Raw genomic sequence first — 16,281 nt, forward strand, 5'->3', positions numbered from 1 at the left:
CGGCCCCTACTCCGCCGGATTGGTGCTCGATGACGCGTCGGTGCCGGCGGCAGCCTGCGAAGCCGCCGCCTTCTTCTCCACCATACCCACCGCGATGATCGAGCCCTCGTAGAGCGCGAGCAAGGGGATCGCGAGCGAGCACTGGCTCAGCACGTCCGGCGGCGTCAGCACTGCCGCGATGACAAAGGCGACCACGATGAAGTAGCGGCGCTTCTCGCGCAGCATCTTCGCGGTGATGATGCCGATGCGCCCCAGCAGCGTCAGGATCACCGGAAGCTGGAAGGCAATGCCGAAGGCAAAGATCAGCGACATCATCAGCGACAGATATTCGCCGACCTTGGGTAGCAATTGAATCTGCGCGGTCTCGTCGCTGCCGGCCTGCTGCATGCCGAGAGAGAAGCGGACCAGCATCGGCAGCACGACGAAATAGACCAGTGCCGCGCCCAGCACGAAGAAGAACGGGGTCGCCACCAGATAGGGCAGGAAGGCCTGCTTCTCGTGCTTGTAGAGCCCCGGCGCCACGAACTTGTAGATCTGCGTCGCAATGATCGGGAACGAGATGAATCCGGCGCCGAACAGCGCGAGCTTGAGCTGGGTGATGAAATATTCCAGCAGCGCCGTGTAGATGAACTTCGAATTCTCCGGCCCTGCGACCCAGACGAACGGCCAGACCAGCACGTTGTAGATCTGCTTGGCGAAGAAGAAGCAGAAGATGAAGGCGATGCCGAAGCCGAGCAGCGCTTTGATCAGCCGCGAGCGCAGCTCGATCAAATGGTCCATGAGCGGGGCTTTGCTCGCCTCGATATCGGCGTCGCTCATGACGCTTTGGCGTCCTTGATCGCCTCGGCTGGCGCGGTGTCCTGGGTAACCTGCGCCTGCTCGACCTCGCGGGTGATGGTAAGCGGTTCGCTCGCCGCCGCATGTGTCTCCGCCTCGACGAATGTCGCGGGCGTCGGGGCTTCCGGAGTCGTTGGAATGACCGGCGCTTCCGTTGAAGTTGCCAGCGCTTCGCTCGAAGTCGCCGGCGCTTCGCTCGAAGTCGCCGGCGCTTCGACAGCGGCGGCCACGGAAGTCTCTGCGGGCTTGTCGAGCGCATCGACGCGCAAGGCGTCGCTGACATCCTTCTGGAGCGAGGTCATCAGATTGTTGCCGGCGAAGCCGGTGGCCGCTTCCTTGACCTCGTCAAAGCTCTTCTTGAGGTCGGCCATCTCGGCCTCGCGCATCGCTTCCTGGAACTGGCCCTGGAATTCGGCGGCCATCTTGCGGGCCTTGCCCATCCATTGTCCGACCATGCGCAACACGCCCGGCAGCTCTTTCGGGCCGATGGCGATCAGGGCAACGACCCCGATGAGGACCAGTTCACTCCACCCGATGTCGAACATGAGGTCTTCCGTTCAGGCCAGCCGCGACCGGCCCAATCCTCTCCACACGGGATCGGGACCGCCCGCGTCCGCCTACCCTTTGGCTCAGACGGCCTTGCTGCCGACGTCGGACCGTGCCGCGGTCGGCGCGGCAGTGTGCTCGATGGACTTGGACGGCTCGGGCTTGTCGGCGACCTTGTCGTCGTCCTGCATGCCTTTCTTGAAGGCCTTGATGCCCTGTGCAACGTCGCCCATCAGATCCGAAATCTTGCCGCGGCCGAACAGCAGCAGGACCACCGCGATCACCAAGATCCAGTGCCAAATGCTAAGTGAACCCATCCTGCTACCCTCCAAACGCGCATGGCCGGGACCCCGGCCGATCTTTACCGAAACCTAGGCTTCGCAGGTGTCAAAAACAAGGACCAAGGCAGTGCCAATTCGCTGTTGGCGCTACGTAATCTTGCTAGTGTTAACTGGTCGCAGGGGATCGTAGAAGGACGGAAAGTCAGCCTTCGCTGCCGCCCTCGTCGCCGCCTTCCGGCGTCTCCGGCTCGACCGCGGGGGCCAGCGCAAGATCGAGGTCCTCGCCCGGTTCCAGCGGATCCTCGTCCTCGCGCAGCGCCGGGTCATCAGACGGCGTCGGCACGCTGAATCCGGTCGGCAGACGCGAATCCAGAAGTCCTGTGCCCTTCAGCTCCTCGAGGCCCGGCAGATCGCCGAGCTGTTCCAGGGTGAACTGCGACAGGAAGTCCTCCGTGGTTCCGAACGTCAGCGGGCGTCCGGGCGTCTTGCGACGGCCTCGCGGCTTGATCCAGCCGGTCTCCAGCAGCACGTCGAGCGTGCCCTTGGAGGTGACGACGCCGCGGATTTCCTCGATCTCGGCACGTGTCACCGGCTGGTGATAGGCGATGATGGCCAGCACTTCGATCGCCGCGCGGGACAGGCGGCGGGTCTCGGTACTCTCGCGCGTCATCAGCCAGGCGAGATCGCCGGCGGTGCGGAACGTCCATTTGTTGGCGACACGCACGAGGTTGACGCCGCGCGTGGCATATTCGGCCTGCAACTGCGCGAGCGCAGCCTTGACGTCGACGCCTTCCGGCATGCGCTTGGCCAGCGTCGCGGTATCCAGCGGTTCACTCGAAGCAAACAGCAGCGCTTCGAGCAGCCGCAACTCCTCGGGACGCGCCTGGGATTCGTTCTCCATCGGCTCGGCCTCGTCTACCCGCACTTCAGCCAGGCTTGCCATGGCAGCTTCTCCTTCTTGCACTTAACCGACCGGCGCATCAGGCGCAGGAGTTGCTTCCGGGACCGGTTGATGGCGCCCTTTTCGGAAATAGATGGGCGCAAACGCCTCTTTCTGATTCAGCTCCAACGCCCCTTCCCGTACCAACTCGAGCGCGGCGGCGAAGCTCGAGGCGAGCACCGTCGCGCGCTGCGTCGGATCAGCGACGTGCCGGAGCAGAAAGTCGTCGAGAACGCCCCAGTCATCCTGTTCGCTGATGCTGCCGACCAGCCGCTCCAGCGTGGCGCGCGCCTCGGCGAGCGACCACACCGTGCGCTTGGCCAGATGCACGCTTGCCAGCACGCGCGACTGGCGCTGCGAAGCATAGGCAGTGAGCAGGTCGTAGAGCGTCGCCGTGTACTTCGGATGCCTGATCTCGGCGATCTGCTCCGGCTCGCCGCGCGGAAAGATGTCGCGCAGCAATTGCTGCCTGTTCATCAGCCGGTTGGCGGCTTCGCGAATAGCTTCCAGCCGGCGCAGCCGATTGGCGAGCGCGGTCGCCATTTCTTCCGCGCTCGGCCCCTCCGCCGATGGCGGTTCCGGCAGCAGCAGGCGCGATTTCAGGAAGGCGAGCCAGGCCGCCATCACGAGATAGTCGGCGGCAAGCTCCAGCCGGATCTTTCGCGCGGCTTCGATGAAGTGAAGGTACTGGTCGGCCAGCGCCAGGATCGAAATCTTGGACAGATCGACCTTCTGCTGCCGCGCCAGCGCGAGCAGCAGGTCGAGCGGGCCTTCATAGCCCTCGACGTCGACAACCAACGCCGGCTCACCCTCGGCGAGCTCTGCGGGTCGCCCGGTTTCGAATGATAGAATTTCTGCGCTCATGCGGTTGCCGTGTTTGCCCGTGCGATCAATGCGTCCAATTCGGCGCGTGCGGCCGCGCGATCGAACGGTTGCGGCGCCTTGCGCGCCGCAAGCGCGGCTTTCGCCCGCTCCAGCGCTCTGCCCGACAATTCCGGCGTCTGGGCGGCGACGTCGCGCATTTCCTCGATGTTGCCGTTGCAGTGCAGTGCCATGTCGCAGCCGGCCACGAAGATCGCGCGGGTGCGTTCGGCAAGGCTTCCCGCCAACGCGTTCATCGACACGTCATCACTCATTAACAAACCCTGGAACCCGATTACGCCGCGAATCACGTGAGCGATCATTGTCGCAGAAGTCGTCGCCGGATGGGCGGGGTCGATGGCGCTAAACACAACATGTGCAGTCATGGCCATCGGAAGGTCCGCGAGTGGCTTGAATGCAGCGAAATCGGTCCGTTCCAGCTCGTCCCTCGGTGTATCAACGGTCGGCAATTTGAAATGGGTGTCGGCGGTCGCACGTCCGTGGCCGGGAATGTGTTTGAGAACCGGCAGCACGCCGCCCTGCTCCAAGCCGTCTGTGACCGCGCGAGCGATCGCCGCGACCTTGCCCGGCTCGGTGCCATAGGCGCGATTGCCGATCACGGCATCGGCCCCCGGAACCGGCACGTCCGCCAGCGGCAGGCAGTCCACGGTAATGCCGAGATCGGCGAGATCGGCCGCGATCAGCCGGGCGCTGAGGCGCGCTGCAGTCAGCCCGAGAGCCGAATCAGTGTCGTATAATTTCGCGAAAACGGCGCCCGGCGGATAGACCGGCCAGTGCGGCGGCCCCAGCCGCTGCACCCGTCCACCTTCCTGGTCGATCAGGACCGGGGCGTCGGCAACGCCTCCAGCGTCCCGCATTTCCGCAACCAACGCCGTAACTTGAGCCGGAGTCTCGATGTTGCGCTTGAAAAGGATAAAGCCCCACGGGCGCTCGTCGCGGATAAACTCCCGCTCGGCGGCGGTCAGTTCCGTTCCGGATACGCCGGTAATGAAAGCCCGCGTGGTCATAAGGGGCGATTAACCCTGCCCTGTGTGAGGGTCAAGGAAACCGCCGTTAATTCCTCTGGATGAAGCAAGCAGATAAGCCTGCGGACTTCAAATTGTTGCAGGCCTGCGTCGCCTCTTCGGCCGAACCGTAAGGCCCAGCGAAGGCCCGGTAGACGATTCCCTTGCCCTTGTCGGTGAGATCGACCCGCTTGATCACGGGCGCGCGGGATCCCAGCACGCTGCCGTACTTGCTCTGGAGCACGCGGTAGGATGCTGCGGCGCTGTCCTCGCTCTGCTGCGACGAGACCTGCACGACATAGCCGCCGCCACCGCCACTGCTCGCGGGCGCGATCTGCGTCGGATTGGTCGCAGCCATTCGCTGCGGCGGCTCTGATGCCGGGGCCGATTGCGGCGCTAGCGAGAGCGGCTGATTGGCGCTGGCATTGGCCGAGGTCGGCGGGCTGCGCGGCGCGGCTGGTGCAGCAATAGGCTTCGGCGCAGCTGCTGGCTTGGCAGCTGCCGCGGCTTGTGACGCCGTGCTGTCGGTTTGATCGCCCTTCACTGCGACCGTCCTGATCGACCGCGGTGCATTGTTCGGCAGCGTGCCGTTGCTCGCGGTCGGCCCCGCGCTCGGCAGGATCGTGGACGGCGAAACACTCGCGACCGGCGGCGGGTTCGCATTCTGATTCAGCGGCGGAAACACGACGCGCGGACCGCCCGCCTTGGCGTTGACGTCGACGGGCGCCTCCTCGCGCGGCACGATCTTCTCGGAGCCATCGCCGCTGACCATGCGGTCGGGCACCTTCGCTGAAGAGTCCGACGGCGCCGGCACGACCTTGGTCGGCGTGTTGTCGGCCTTGATGATCGGCGGCTCGCCGCTGCGGGGTGAGCCCATATAGGTCTTGTAGGCGAAGGCGGCGCCGGTCCCGACCACGGCAAGCGCCAGGATCGCCGCGACTGTCATCATGCCGCCGCGCGACTTCCTGGGCTCGTCGAGATCGGCTTCGGGATAGTCGCTCTGGAATGCGTAGGGATCGTCCGGATAGGCCGGATCGCGTTGATACTCCTGCTCGCCTGCCTCGAGCCGGCCGTACAGCGCATCGTCGTAGCGCGACGGATCGGGCTGCTGGTGCGGCTCCTGATAGGCCGGCTCCTGGTAGGCTTGAGCGTGATGCGCCTGATCTTGATAGGTCTGATTTTGATAGGCCTGGTCTTGATAAGCCTGATCTTGGTAACCGTGATCCTGGTACGCCTGCGGCTGATGAAAATCAGGCTCGGGGGCGGCGGGCTTGGCCGAATAGCGATGCAACGGATGAACCGGGTTCATGGAGACGGGATCGTCGGGCTCGGGTGCCGGCGCCGGCTGCACGTTGGCGCGGCGCATCCATGACGGCGGCCCGGGCGGAGGCGACGTGGCCGGCTCGGCATAGTCTTGCTGATAGCCGTTCTGCGGATCTTCACCGTCCTGATAGCTCTGTGCGGGTGCAGGCGGCTTCGCACTGGGGCGACCCTGCGCCGCGAATGGATCGGTCTGCCCGATCAGACGAGCGAGCTCAGCCAAGGGATCGCTCTCTGTCCTCCCATGCTGGCCGCCACCGCGACCATAGTCGTCGGAGGGAAACTGTCTGTCCTGATATCGATCGGCCATCGTGATGATGCGTCCCTTCGGGAAAGCCGCGCGCCCCTCGACCAAGGCGCAGCCTTCGACCCACAAGGCTTTCAACCAACTTTAAGCGATCCGGCTTCTGCCGGTACCCCCAAAAATTCCCCTTAAGTAGTTCGCCCCAAACTACCGCATCTCGTCCGGGGCATGGACGCCGAGGATGGCGAGGCCCGATGCCAGGACCGAGACGACGCCCTGGACCATGGCCAGCCGCGCCTTCGTTAGATCTGCATCATTATTGATAATGAAGCGTAAATAGGGCAAATCGCGCCCCTTCGTCCAAAGTGCATGAAATTCGCTGGCTAACTCATAGAGATAGAAGGCAATTCGGTGCGGCTCGTGGGCCGCAGCGGCGGCTTCCAGCGTCCGCGGAAAAATTGCGAGCCGCTTAAGAAGATCTAGCTCGACCGGGTCCGACAGCCGTTCCACCGCCGACTCACCGAGCCAAGCGACGCGCTGGCTGGTGTCCTCGGGAAGTTCCGGGAACACCTCGGCGCGCGCGTTGCGGAAGATCGAGTGGCCGCGGGCGTGGCCGTACTGCACGTAGAAGACCGGGTTGTCGCGCGACTGTTCCATGACCTTGGCGAGGTCGAAATCCAGCACCGCGTCGTTCTTGCGGTAGAGCATCATGAAGCGGACGGCGTCCTGGCCGACCTCATCCACGACCTCACGCAAGGTGACGAAGTCCCCGCTCCGCTTGGACATTTTCACCGGCTCGCCGTTGCGCAGGAGCTTCACGAGCTGGACAATCTTGACGTCGAGCGCGCCCATTCCGGAGGTCGTCGCCTTCACCGCCGCCTGCATGCGCTTGATGTAGCCGCCATGATCGGCGCCCCAGACGTCGATCATCTCCGCGAAGCCGCGGTCGAACTTGTTCTTGTGGTAGGCGATGTCGGAGGCGAAGTAGGTGTAGGAATTGTCGGACTTGATCAGTGGACGATCGACATCGTCGCCGTAGGCGGTCGCCTTGAACAGGAGCTGCTCGCGGTCTTCCCAGTCCTCGACTGGCGCGCCCTTCGGCGGCGGCAGGCGGCCCTCGTAGATGTCGCCCTTGGCGCGGAGGAAGTCGATGGTTTCGGCAACCTTGTTGTTGCCGCTCTCGATCAGCGAGCGCTCCGAGAAGAACACGTCGTGGCGGATGTTGAGAGCGGCGAGGTCGTCCTTGATCTCGTCCATCATCATGGCGATCGCCTTGGCGCGCACGGTCGGCAGCCACTCGGCTTCGCTCATCGCGAGCAGCTTGTCGCCGTGCTCCTTCGCCAGCACCGCGCCGACCGGCTTCAGGTAATCACCGGGATAGAGCCCGTCCGGAATGGCGCCGATATTCTCGCCGAGCGCCTCGCGGTACCTCAGGAAGGCGGAGCGTGCGAGCACGTCGACCTGAGCACCGGCATCGTTGATGTAATATTCGCGCGCCACGTCATGGCCGGCGAACTGGAGAAGGCTCGCCAGTGCGTCGCCGAACACGGCGCCACGGCAGTGGCCGACATGCATCGGCCCGGTCGGATTGGCCGAGACGAATTCGACATTGACCTTGGAGCCGCCGCGGACGCGGCCGTAATCGGCCCCCTCGCGCAGCACCGTCCGCAGTGCCTCCGCCCAGGCGGCGGGCTTCAGCGTCAGGTTGATGAAGCCGGGACCGGCGACGTCGACCTTTGCGATCAGCGTGTCGGCGCGCAGCCGCTCGGCGATCTGCTCGGCGAGGTCGCGCGGTTTGGCCTTTGCCTCTTTCGCAAGCACCATGGCGGCGTTGGTTGCCATGTCGCCATGGGAGGGATCGCGCGGCGGTTCGACCACCACGCGCGACAAATCGATGCCCTCGGGCCAGCCGGACTCCGCCGCGAGTACGCGGCAGACGGCCTGCACGCGCGCGAGCACGTCGGCGAACAGATGCAGCGATGAGAGCGATGAGGATGTGTCGGGCATGGCCGCCGCCTAACGCAAATCCGGGGTCGAGTCAAAGAGCCGCTGGTGCTCGGTCAGGGCGAAACGGTCGGTCATTCCGGCAATGAAATTGCCGATCCGGCGGGCCCGGTCGCCCTCGTTGTCGCTGTCCGCCCCTACCAGCCATTCCGGCGGCAGCTCGTCCGGCGATTTCAGGTATTTGGCGAACAGATCGAACAGGATCTGCTCCGCCTCCCCCATTACCCGCATCACTCGCTCGTGGCGGTACATGTGCTGATAGAGAAAGGCCTTGATGGCGGCCTCCTCCTCGGCAACTGCAGCGGGGAACGAGACCAGCGGCCGGCTCTGCTGCCGCACATCCTGGGCCGATTGCGGTTTCGCGGCGGCGAGGTTGTTCTGCGCCTCCGCAAACACCGCGCCGATCAGGTGCGAGATCAGCTCGCGCACCAGCTCGGCGCCACGCCTGACGTCTTCGAGATCGGGATAATGCGCTGATGTCTCCGCAATGATTTCCGCGGTCAGCGGCATCACCTTGAGATCTTCGAGGTGGAACAGGCCAGCGCGCAGGCCGTCGTCGATGTCGTGGGCATCATAGGCGATATCGTCAGCGATGGCAGCAACCTGCGCCTCCAGCGAGGCGAAGCTCCACAATTCGAGATCGTAGATGTTGATGAAGTCGGCAATGCCGATGGGGATGCCGTGCTCGCGATAGCGCCCGACCGGCGCACCGCTGCGGTCGGTGAGCGGTCCGTTATGCTTGACGATGCCTTCCAGTGATTCCCAGGTCAGGTTCAATCCGTCGAACTCAGGGTAGCGGTGTTCCAGCGCGGCGACGACGCGCAGGGTCTGGGCGTTGTGGTCGAAGCCGCCGAAATCCGCCAGACAAGCGTCCAGCGCCCGCTCGCCGGCGTGGCCGAAAGGCGGATGGCCGAGATCGTGGGCGAGTGCCAGCGTTTCCGTGAGGTCCTCGTCGAGCCCGATCTGCCGGGCCAGCGCGCGGGCGATCTGCGCCACCTCCAGCGAATGGGTCAGCCGGGTGCGATAGTGGTCGCCCTCGTGGAACACGAACACCTGGGTCTTGTATTTGAGGCGGCGGAACGCAGTGGAATGGATCACCCGGTCGCAATCCCGTCGGAACGGGCTGCGGGTCTGGCTCGGCGGCTCCGCGACCAGCCGGCCACGGCTGCGGTCGGGGTCGCAGGCATAGGGCGCACGGGGGGCAGCCATTCCGACCGTCACGGCGAATTTAGTCCCTATCCATTTGATTCTGCGTATGGTGGCACTTAACTATGTCGGGCGCGGGACACCAAATGAATTGGCAAGTGATCTGGGTGTGACCGCGGGACTATCGGAGACGAACGATGACGACTGCCGTGACCATCAGTGACCGGGCCGCACGCCGGATTGGGGAGATTCTCAAGGGCGAAGGTTCTGGCGCGATGCTGCGGATCTCGGTCGAAGGCGGCGGCTGCTCGGGGTTTCAGTACAAGTTCGATATCGACCGCGCCCGCACCGACGACGACCTTGTGATCGAGCAGAACAATGCGGTGGTGCTGGTCGATTCCGCCTCGCAGCCGTTCCTGGCAGGATCGCAGGTCGATTTCGTCGACGATCTGATCGGGGCGTCGTTCCGCGTCAACAATCCCAACGCGACGGCGTCCTGCGGCTGCGGGACCAGCTTCTCGATCTGACCTGCACCATCTACGCGCCGGTCATCTGCCTTTCCTCGTCCGTCCATTCTACCTCGGCCGGCATCACGTTCGGCTGAAGGGGCGCGTCGTCCCACGCGTCACGGTTCAGTGCGCGCAGCAATGCCGTCACCAGCGCGGGCTTGCGTAGCGGCTTTGCCAGGAAGTCCGACATGCCGGCCTCGCGGCAGATCCTGACGTCTTCCGGGAAGGCATTGGCGGTCAGTGCGACGATCGGTAATTCCGCGAAGCGCGCGCCTTTCGCGCGGATTGCCCGGGTCGCGGCAAGGCCATCCATGTCGGGCATGCGCACGTCCATCAGCACGACGTCGTAGTCACCCTCGGAGGCCGCCTCGACCGCCTCGACGCCGTCGCTCACGACGCGCAGCTCGACCTCGAAGGCACCTAACATCTTGCTCACGACCATGCGGTTGACGGCATCGTCCTCCGCGACCAGCACCTTCAGCGGCCGGTCAAGCGCGGCGATGCGGGCCTTGAGATCGTCGGCTTCGTCGCGGTCTGTAGTCTGGTCGGATGCCTGCGCCTGGCTCCAGGGCAGCACCAGCGTGAAGCGGAAGGTCGAGCCCTCGCCCGGCGTCGAGGTGACGCCGATGGTGCCGCCCATCTGCTCGATGATGCGCCGCGAGATCGCGAGGCCAAGCCCGGTACCGCCGAAACGGCGGCTGATCGAGGCATCGGCCTGGGCGAAGTCAGAGAAGAGCTGCCCGACCTTCTCGGGTGCGATGCCGATACCGCTGTCGCTCACGCTCCATTCAACGGTCGTAAGCAGATCGCGGCGCGCCTGGCAGGTCGCCGAGATCGTCACCTCGCCGGCATCGGTAAATTTCACCGCATTGGACGCGAGGTTGAGCAGCACCTGGCGGATACGCGCAACGTCGCCGCGCAGCGTCGGCGGCAGGTTCGGGTCGAGTTCGACCTTGACCTCGAGCCCCTTGCTCCTGGCGCCTGCGCGCACCACGGCCGCGACCGTCTCGACCAGCGCTTGCGGCGCGAAGTCGATCACCTCGAACTGGAAACGTCCGGCTTCGAGCTTGGAGAGATCGAGAATGTCGTTGAGGATGCGCTGAAGATTGTCGCCGGATTCGCCGATCGTGGTGACGGCCTCGCGCTGTTCCGGATCGAGCTTGGTCTCAAGCAGCATGCTGGCAAGCCCGAGCACGCCGTTCATGGGGGTGCGGATCTCGTGGCTCATCACAGCCAGGAAGTCGGACTTGGCCCGGTTCTCGGCCTCAGCCTTTTCCGCGCGCCAGCGCTCGGTCACGTCGCGCCCGAAGCCGCGATAGCCGAGGAATTGGCCGTCGCGGTCGTAGGCCGGCTTGCCCGTCAGCGACCACAGCCGCGCCTCGCCGCCGGCGACGACCTTGATACTCATCTCGTGCAGCGGTTCGGCATGCTCCATCAGGCCGACGATGTTGCAGGCCGCCGTCTTGTCCTCGGGGCAGAGCATGTCGAGCACGTCGGCGAAATGCGATCCCTTCAGGAGCGGAAGCGGCAGCTGCGCGACCGCGGCGAAGCGCTCGGGCACGTCGACCAGATGCCCCTCGGCGTCGGTCTGCCATAGCCAGTCGCTGGCATTCTCCTGGAAATCCTTCAGCAGCAGCGAGATGATCTCGGTCTGCCGTTCGAGCTCGAGCTGGGCCTTGAGATTGCCGACGAACAGATTGCCTTGGGAGACAATGTTGCCCGCCATGAAGAACGCGAACAGCAGCAGGAACACCGAGGTCATCAGGTACGGCCCGGCGCCGCACAGCAGCAGCGCGCTGGCGCAGGCAACCGTCATGGTGGCGAGATAGACGAGACCGGCGCGCGGGAAGGTCGACAGCGTGAAGGCGCCGCCGGACATCATGCCGACCATCAGGCAGGCCAGAATGAGCTGGCTGGTCGGCTCGATGCGGCTGAACAGTGCCAGCGGCAGCGTGCCCCAGATCGCCGCGAGGAAAAATGCCTGCCGCATCATCTGCCGCGCGGCGCGCACTGTTGCTTCCTGGGGCGGATTTTGGTGGGAACGTCGCCAGGCGCGAACGGCGAGCGAAGCCGTGGTGGCGAGCGTCAGGCCCCAGATCGCGAGGAAGTCGTTCCAGCCCCTGCCCCAGAACAGGATCAGCACGATGGCGACATTGAGCATGGTGACGGCCATCGTCACCGGGATCAGCCGCGTCACAGCGTCGATCTGCTTGGCGCGGATCCGGCGCATCTCGCGCTCGCTGAGATTGGCGGTCAGGCCGTCCTCGATCTCGAAGCCGCCGAGCCAATACAGGAACGCGCCGATCAGGCCGTCACGCGGTTCATTTCGCTTTATGGATTTGTCCGGCCATCCCATCCGAGGAACCTTTTCGGCATTAATGGCCCGCGGCCTGCTTAGGCCGGGTTAATTTTGTGGGAGATTTTGCGCCGTCCTTGACGGGCGCGTTTGCAGTTTGTTCTAACGGGGCCCCGCCTGGAGCTCCCCGCAATGCCAATCAGAGTAGCCACCTGGAACGTGAACTCGGTCCGGCAGCGGATCGAGCATCTCCTCACTTGGCTCCGGGAGTGCCAGCCGGACATCGTCTGCCTCCAGGAGATCAAATGCGTCGATGAGGCCTTCCCACGGCTGGAGATCGAGGCCATGGGCTACAACGTCGTCACCCACGGCCAGAAGACCTTCAACGGCGTCGCCTTGCTGTCGAAACTGCCATTCGACGAGACCAAGTCGGGGCTTGCCGGCGATGACGAGGATGCGCATGCCCGCTTCCTCGAGGGCGTGGTGACGCTCAAGCGCGGCGTGCTGCGCATCGCCTGCCTCTACCTGCCCAACGGCAATCCAGTTGGGACCGAGAAATATCCCTACAAACTCAAATGGATGTCGAGGCTTCTTGAGTATTCGAAGGAGCGGCTTAAGGCCGAGGACCCGCTGATCCTCGCTGGCGACTTCAACGTCATCCCCGCCGCCCGCGACGTGCACAATCCTGCCGCCTGGACCGGGGACGCCCTGTTCAAGGCCGAGACGCGGGAGAGCTTTCAGTCCCTGCTCGGCCTCGGCCTGACCGACGCGCTGCGGACGGTCACCGACGAGCCCGGACTCTACACCTTCTGGGACTATCAGGCCGGCGCTTGGCAGAAGAACCAGGGCCTGCGGATCGATCATCTTCTGATGTCGCCGCAGGCCAGCGACCGGCTCGCCAATGTCGGCATCGACAGCTATGTGCGCGGCTGGGAGAAGCCGTCGGACCACGTGCCGGTATGGGCGGATCTGGATTTGGAGGCGGCGTAACGCCGCCTCTGCAGGCTCACTCGTGGCGGCCTTGCACCCACTGTTCCAGCATTTGCAGGCACATGGCGCGGTCGTCGTCGGAGGCCTTGGCGAAAGCGCGGTTGTAGCTTTCCTTGATCCAGACTTCCTCGGTGCCGGCGCTGTCACGCGCCAGGGTCAGCCACATCAGGCCGCGCGCGGCCTGCCGCGGCAGGCGGTCGCCGTTGAACAGCATTTGGCCAAGCAGCGCCTGGGCCTCGTGCTGGCCCTTCTGCGCGGCCAGGCCGAGCCAGCGCGCGCCGTAGCGGAAGTCCTCGCGCGAGGCGTCCGGCGTCTTCAAGTAGAGCCGGGCGAGATCGTACTGAGCATCCGCATTGCCGAAATAGGACGCCGCGTACGAGAACATCTCCCGCGCCCGGTCCGGATCCGACTTGACCTTCGAATTCGGGATGCCGCTGAGATAGTAGCGGCCGAGCGCGACGAAGGCGTTGGCCACGATCTGCGCCTGCGGCGTCGACGGGCTGTCCTCGGCATGCGCGTTCGCGATCCGGCTGAAATATTCGAATGCGCGCACATCGTCCTGGGCGACACCGTCGCCATTGGCATACATGCGGCCGAGCTTCCACTGCGCGATCGGATGACCGCCCTCGGCGGCATATTGCAGGGCGCTGAGCGAGATTTCCTGGCTGGCCACGGCCGGCGGCACGTTGCGCACCTTGCCTGCGACGCCGGGCAAGGTGGTGACCACCGGGATAGCCGCATCCTTCTGGTTGACGGGCGCACCGTCGAAGGCGAGCGCCGGCGCGGCCAGCGCAGCAGCCCCCAACACAAACGCAACGATGGTACGCCTAGATGTCCGCATAACACTGCTTCTCGTACGCGCCGCCGGGGTGGGTTACCGCCCCATTGATCGCCGGCCCAACCTGCTGAGCATATTTCCACAGCGCGCCCGACGTATGGTTAGTCGCGCGAGCGCGCCATTTGGTCTTGCGCTGGGCGAGCTCGTCGTCGCTCAATTTTACGTCAAGGGTGCCGGCGACCGCGTCGATCTCGATGATGTCACCATCCTGCAACAGTCCGATCGGCCCCCCGACAGCGGCCTCGGGCCCGACATGACCGATGCAGAAGCCGCGGGTGGCGCCGGAGAAGCGGCCGTCAGTGATAAGCGCGATCTTGCCGCCCATGCCCTGGCCGGTCAGCGCCGCGGTGGTCTGGAGCATTTCCCGCATGCCGGGGCCGCCCTTGGGCCCCTCGTAGCGGATCACGATGACTTCGCCTTCGCGGTAAGTGCGGTTCTGGACGGCCTCGAAGGCATCCTCCTCCCGATCGAAGCAACGCGCTGGACCGGTGAACCTCAGGTTGGACATTCCCGCGACTTTCACGATCGCACCTTCTGGCGCCAAATTGCCCTTCAGACCGACCACGCCGCCGGTGACGGTGATGGGCTTGTCTGCCGGGTGCACCACGTCTTGGTGCGGATTCCATTTCACGCTCTTGAGGTTTTCGGCGATCGTTCGACCGGTGACGGTGAGGCAGTCACCGTGGAGAAATCCGTTGTCGAGCAGCGTCTTCATCAGAAGCGGTATGCCGCCAACTTCAAACATGTCTTTGGCGACATAACGGCCACCTGGCTTCAAATCGGCGACATACGGTGTCTTTTTGAAGATTTCGGCGACGTCAAATAAGTCGAATTTTATTCCGGCCTCATGCGCGATCGCCGGTAGGTGCAGCGCAGCATTGGTCGAGCCGCCGGAGGCCGCAACCACGGCGGCCGCGTTCTCCAATGCCTTGCGGGTGACGATGTCGCGCGGCCTGATATTGGCGGCGATCAGGTCCATCACCTTCTCGCCTGCGGTCATGCAGAACGCATCGCGGATTTCGTAAGGTGCGGGCGCGCCGGCCGAGTACGGCAGTGCGAGCCCGATCGCCTCGGACACGGTTGCCATGGTGTTGGCAGTAAACTGCGCGCCGCAGGCACCGGCCGATGGGCACGCCACGCGCTCGATCTCGTCGAGATCCTCGTCCGACATGGCGCCGACCGAATGCTTACCGACGGCCTCGAACATGTCCTGCACGGTGACCTGCTGCCCGCGGAAATTGCCGGGCAGGATCGAGCCGCCGTAGATGAAGATCGAGGGCACGTTGAGGCGGACCATCGCCATCATCATGCCCGGCAGCGACTTGTCGCAGCCGGCAAGACCCACCAGCGCATCGTAGGCATGGCCACGGATCGTCAGCTCGACCGAGTCGGCGATACATTCACGTGACGGCAGCGAGGAGCGCATGCCGTCATGGCCCATGGCGATGCCGTCGGTGACGGTGATGGTGCAGAACTCACGCGGGGTCCCGCCGGCCGACGCGACGCCCTTCTTCACCGCCTGCGCCTGGCGCATCAACGCGATGTTGCAGGGGGCGGCCTCGTTCCAGCAGGAGGCGACGCCCACAAAGGGCTGGTGGATCTGCTCGGTGGTCAGACCCATGGCGTAGAGGTAGGAGCGATGGGGCGCGCGCGTAGGGCCTTCCGTCACGTGACGGCTCGGCAGCCTCTGCTTGATGTTGCTCTTCGCGTCCATCGCAAACCAGTTTCCCCAGCCAACCCTTTCAGACCCGAAAAATCAGACCCAAGATTTGAATCGACCTTGGGATTTCTCGTCGCCTTTCAAGGAGCGCCGCTGCCGATTAAGCATTCGAATGATTTTATTCATGTTCGGGTGTGGCTAAATAGCGGCGCCGATGCGAAGAGAGGGTTAGATCGCGGCTGACTGTTGCATTGACGGCACAATCGTGGCTCAAAGGACACGGATGGCCTTACCATGATACCCTCTATGGGAGAGCCATCCACAACTTCAGATTTCGAGGCAGACTCAGCGCGCCCTCTTTTGTCTCGAGGGCGGAGTGCACCGGAACTGAGTCGTCACCGTTGCCTTCGGTTGTAGTGGGCTTTCCCGGCATCCGCGCCCCGCCGCCTGCTCTCGTATCCTGGACGCGCCGCAACGCTCTTCAGCGTTGCGGCGGGACCCAGATGGGCAACACTATATGCAGCGCCGAGATGGGCCCGGCTCTGCAGCGCACCGCTGAAGGAGCGCTACACTGCGTCCGGGAGGAGTGAGGCGCGCTCTCTCCACATCGTCATTGCGACCACAGCAAGAGATATCAATCCCGTCATCCTGAGGCGCGAGGCGTGCGGTGCGAAGCGCCGCACGAGGAGCCTCGAAGGATGAGCGGCCCCTATGCAGCCGGGCCGTCGCCCTTCGAGGCTTGTTCTGCAGCGCGATGCGCCGCAGAGCGCGCACCTCAGGATGA

At 64.5% G+C, this 16,281-nt stretch carries 14 protein-coding genes; 2 read left to right on the plus strand and 12 right to left on the minus strand.

Annotation, left to right across the window (positions count from 1 at the left end; translation table 11 throughout):
• Positions 1 to 6: 6 nt before the first annotated feature.
• The 9 genes from tatC to IVA82_RS20515 all read right to left on the minus strand — a co-directional run bounded on the left by tatC (position 7) and on the right by IVA82_RS20515 (position 9,279).
• A complete protein-coding gene (tatC, locus tag IVA82_RS20475; protein WP_247388076.1) occupies positions 7 to 819 on the minus strand; it encodes a twin-arginine translocase subunit TatC in 813 nt (270 codons plus the stop codon).
• Positions 816 to 1,382, minus strand: coding sequence for a Sec-independent protein translocase protein TatB (gene tatB / locus IVA82_RS20480; RefSeq protein ID WP_247388077.1), 567 nt, complete (start codon positions 1,380 to 1,382; stop codon positions 816 to 818). Before tatB ends, tatC begins: the two co-directional genes overlap by 4 nt.
• An 84-nt stretch (positions 1,383 to 1,466) precedes the next feature.
• On the minus strand, positions 1,467 to 1,700 hold the full coding sequence (locus tag IVA82_RS20485) for a twin-arginine translocase TatA/TatE family subunit (RefSeq protein ID WP_148739762.1): 234 nt from the start codon (positions 1,698 to 1,700) through the stop codon (positions 1,467 to 1,469).
• Between the two features lie 166 nt (positions 1,701 to 1,866).
• The gene (gene scpB, locus IVA82_RS20490) at positions 1,867 to 2,607 is read right to left on the minus strand and encodes an SMC-Scp complex subunit ScpB (protein ID WP_247388078.1); all 741 of its coding nucleotides are present in this window, start codon (positions 2,605 to 2,607) and stop codon (positions 1,867 to 1,869) included.
• A gap of 21 nt (positions 2,608 to 2,628) precedes the next feature.
• The gene (locus IVA82_RS20495; protein WP_247388079.1) at positions 2,629 to 3,468 is read right to left on the minus strand and encodes a ScpA family protein; all 840 of its coding nucleotides are present in this window, start codon (positions 3,466 to 3,468) and stop codon (positions 2,629 to 2,631) included.
• Positions 3,465 to 4,493, minus strand: coding sequence for a beta-N-acetylhexosaminidase (gene nagZ, locus IVA82_RS20500; protein ID WP_247388080.1), 1,029 nt, complete (start codon positions 4,491 to 4,493; stop codon positions 3,465 to 3,467). The genes IVA82_RS20495 and nagZ overlap by 4 nt, the downstream gene beginning before the upstream one ends.
• Before the next feature lie 46 nt (positions 4,494 to 4,539).
• Positions 4,540 to 6,120, minus strand: a complete 1,581-nt coding sequence (locus IVA82_RS20505; protein ID WP_247388090.1) for an SPOR domain-containing protein — start codon at positions 6,118 to 6,120, stop codon at positions 4,540 to 4,542.
• 141 nt (positions 6,121 to 6,261) lie between these two features.
• The gene (gene argS / locus IVA82_RS20510; RefSeq protein ID WP_247388081.1) at positions 6,262 to 8,061 is read right to left on the minus strand and encodes an arginine--tRNA ligase; all 1,800 of its coding nucleotides are present in this window, start codon (positions 8,059 to 8,061) and stop codon (positions 6,262 to 6,264) included.
• Positions 8,062 to 8,070: 9 nt separating this feature from the next.
• On the minus strand, positions 8,071 to 9,279 hold the full coding sequence (locus IVA82_RS20515) for a deoxyguanosinetriphosphate triphosphohydrolase (protein ID WP_247388082.1): 1,209 nt from the start codon (positions 9,277 to 9,279) through the stop codon (positions 8,071 to 8,073).
• Positions 9,280 to 9,401: 122 nt separating this feature from the next.
• On the opposite strand from IVA82_RS20515, the gene erpA reads away from it, so the two are divergent.
• The gene (erpA, locus tag IVA82_RS20520; RefSeq protein WP_148739773.1) at positions 9,402 to 9,731 is read left to right on the plus strand and encodes an iron-sulfur cluster insertion protein ErpA; all 330 of its coding nucleotides are present in this window, start codon (positions 9,402 to 9,404) and stop codon (positions 9,729 to 9,731) included.
• Positions 9,732 to 9,741: 10 nt separating this feature from the next.
• Here erpA and IVA82_RS20525 read toward each other — a convergent pair whose 3' ends face one another.
• Positions 9,742 to 12,069: an ATP-binding protein gene (locus IVA82_RS20525; protein ID WP_247388083.1), complete on the minus strand. Its 2,328-nt coding sequence runs from the start codon at positions 12,067 to 12,069 to the stop codon at positions 9,742 to 9,744.
• Between the two features lie 132 nt (positions 12,070 to 12,201).
• Here IVA82_RS20525 and xth point away from each other — a divergent pair, with 132 nt between their 5' ends.
• Complete coding sequence (gene xth, locus IVA82_RS20530) at positions 12,202 to 12,999, plus strand: exodeoxyribonuclease III (RefSeq protein ID WP_148739777.1); 798 nt, start codon at positions 12,202 to 12,204, stop codon at positions 12,997 to 12,999.
• A 16-nt stretch (positions 13,000 to 13,015) separates the two neighbouring features.
• Here xth and IVA82_RS20535 read toward each other — a convergent pair whose 3' ends face one another.
• Positions 13,016 to 13,840 carry a tetratricopeptide repeat protein gene (locus IVA82_RS20535; protein WP_247388084.1) on the minus strand — a complete coding sequence of 275 codons (825 nt, stop codon included), beginning with the start codon at positions 13,838 to 13,840 and terminating at the stop codon, positions 13,016 to 13,018.
• Positions 13,827 to 15,551: a dihydroxy-acid dehydratase gene (ilvD, locus tag IVA82_RS20540; RefSeq protein ID WP_247388085.1), complete on the minus strand. Its 1,725-nt coding sequence runs from the start codon at positions 15,549 to 15,551 to the stop codon at positions 13,827 to 13,829. The genes IVA82_RS20535 and ilvD overlap by 14 nt, the downstream gene beginning before the upstream one ends.
• Positions 15,552 to 16,281: the final 730 nt, after the last annotated feature.

Origin of the sequence: Bradyrhizobium sp. 142, assembly GCF_023074015.1 — a bacterium.
In the GTDB taxonomy this organism is placed as follows: Bacteria; Pseudomonadota; Alphaproteobacteria; order Rhizobiales; family Xanthobacteraceae; genus Bradyrhizobium.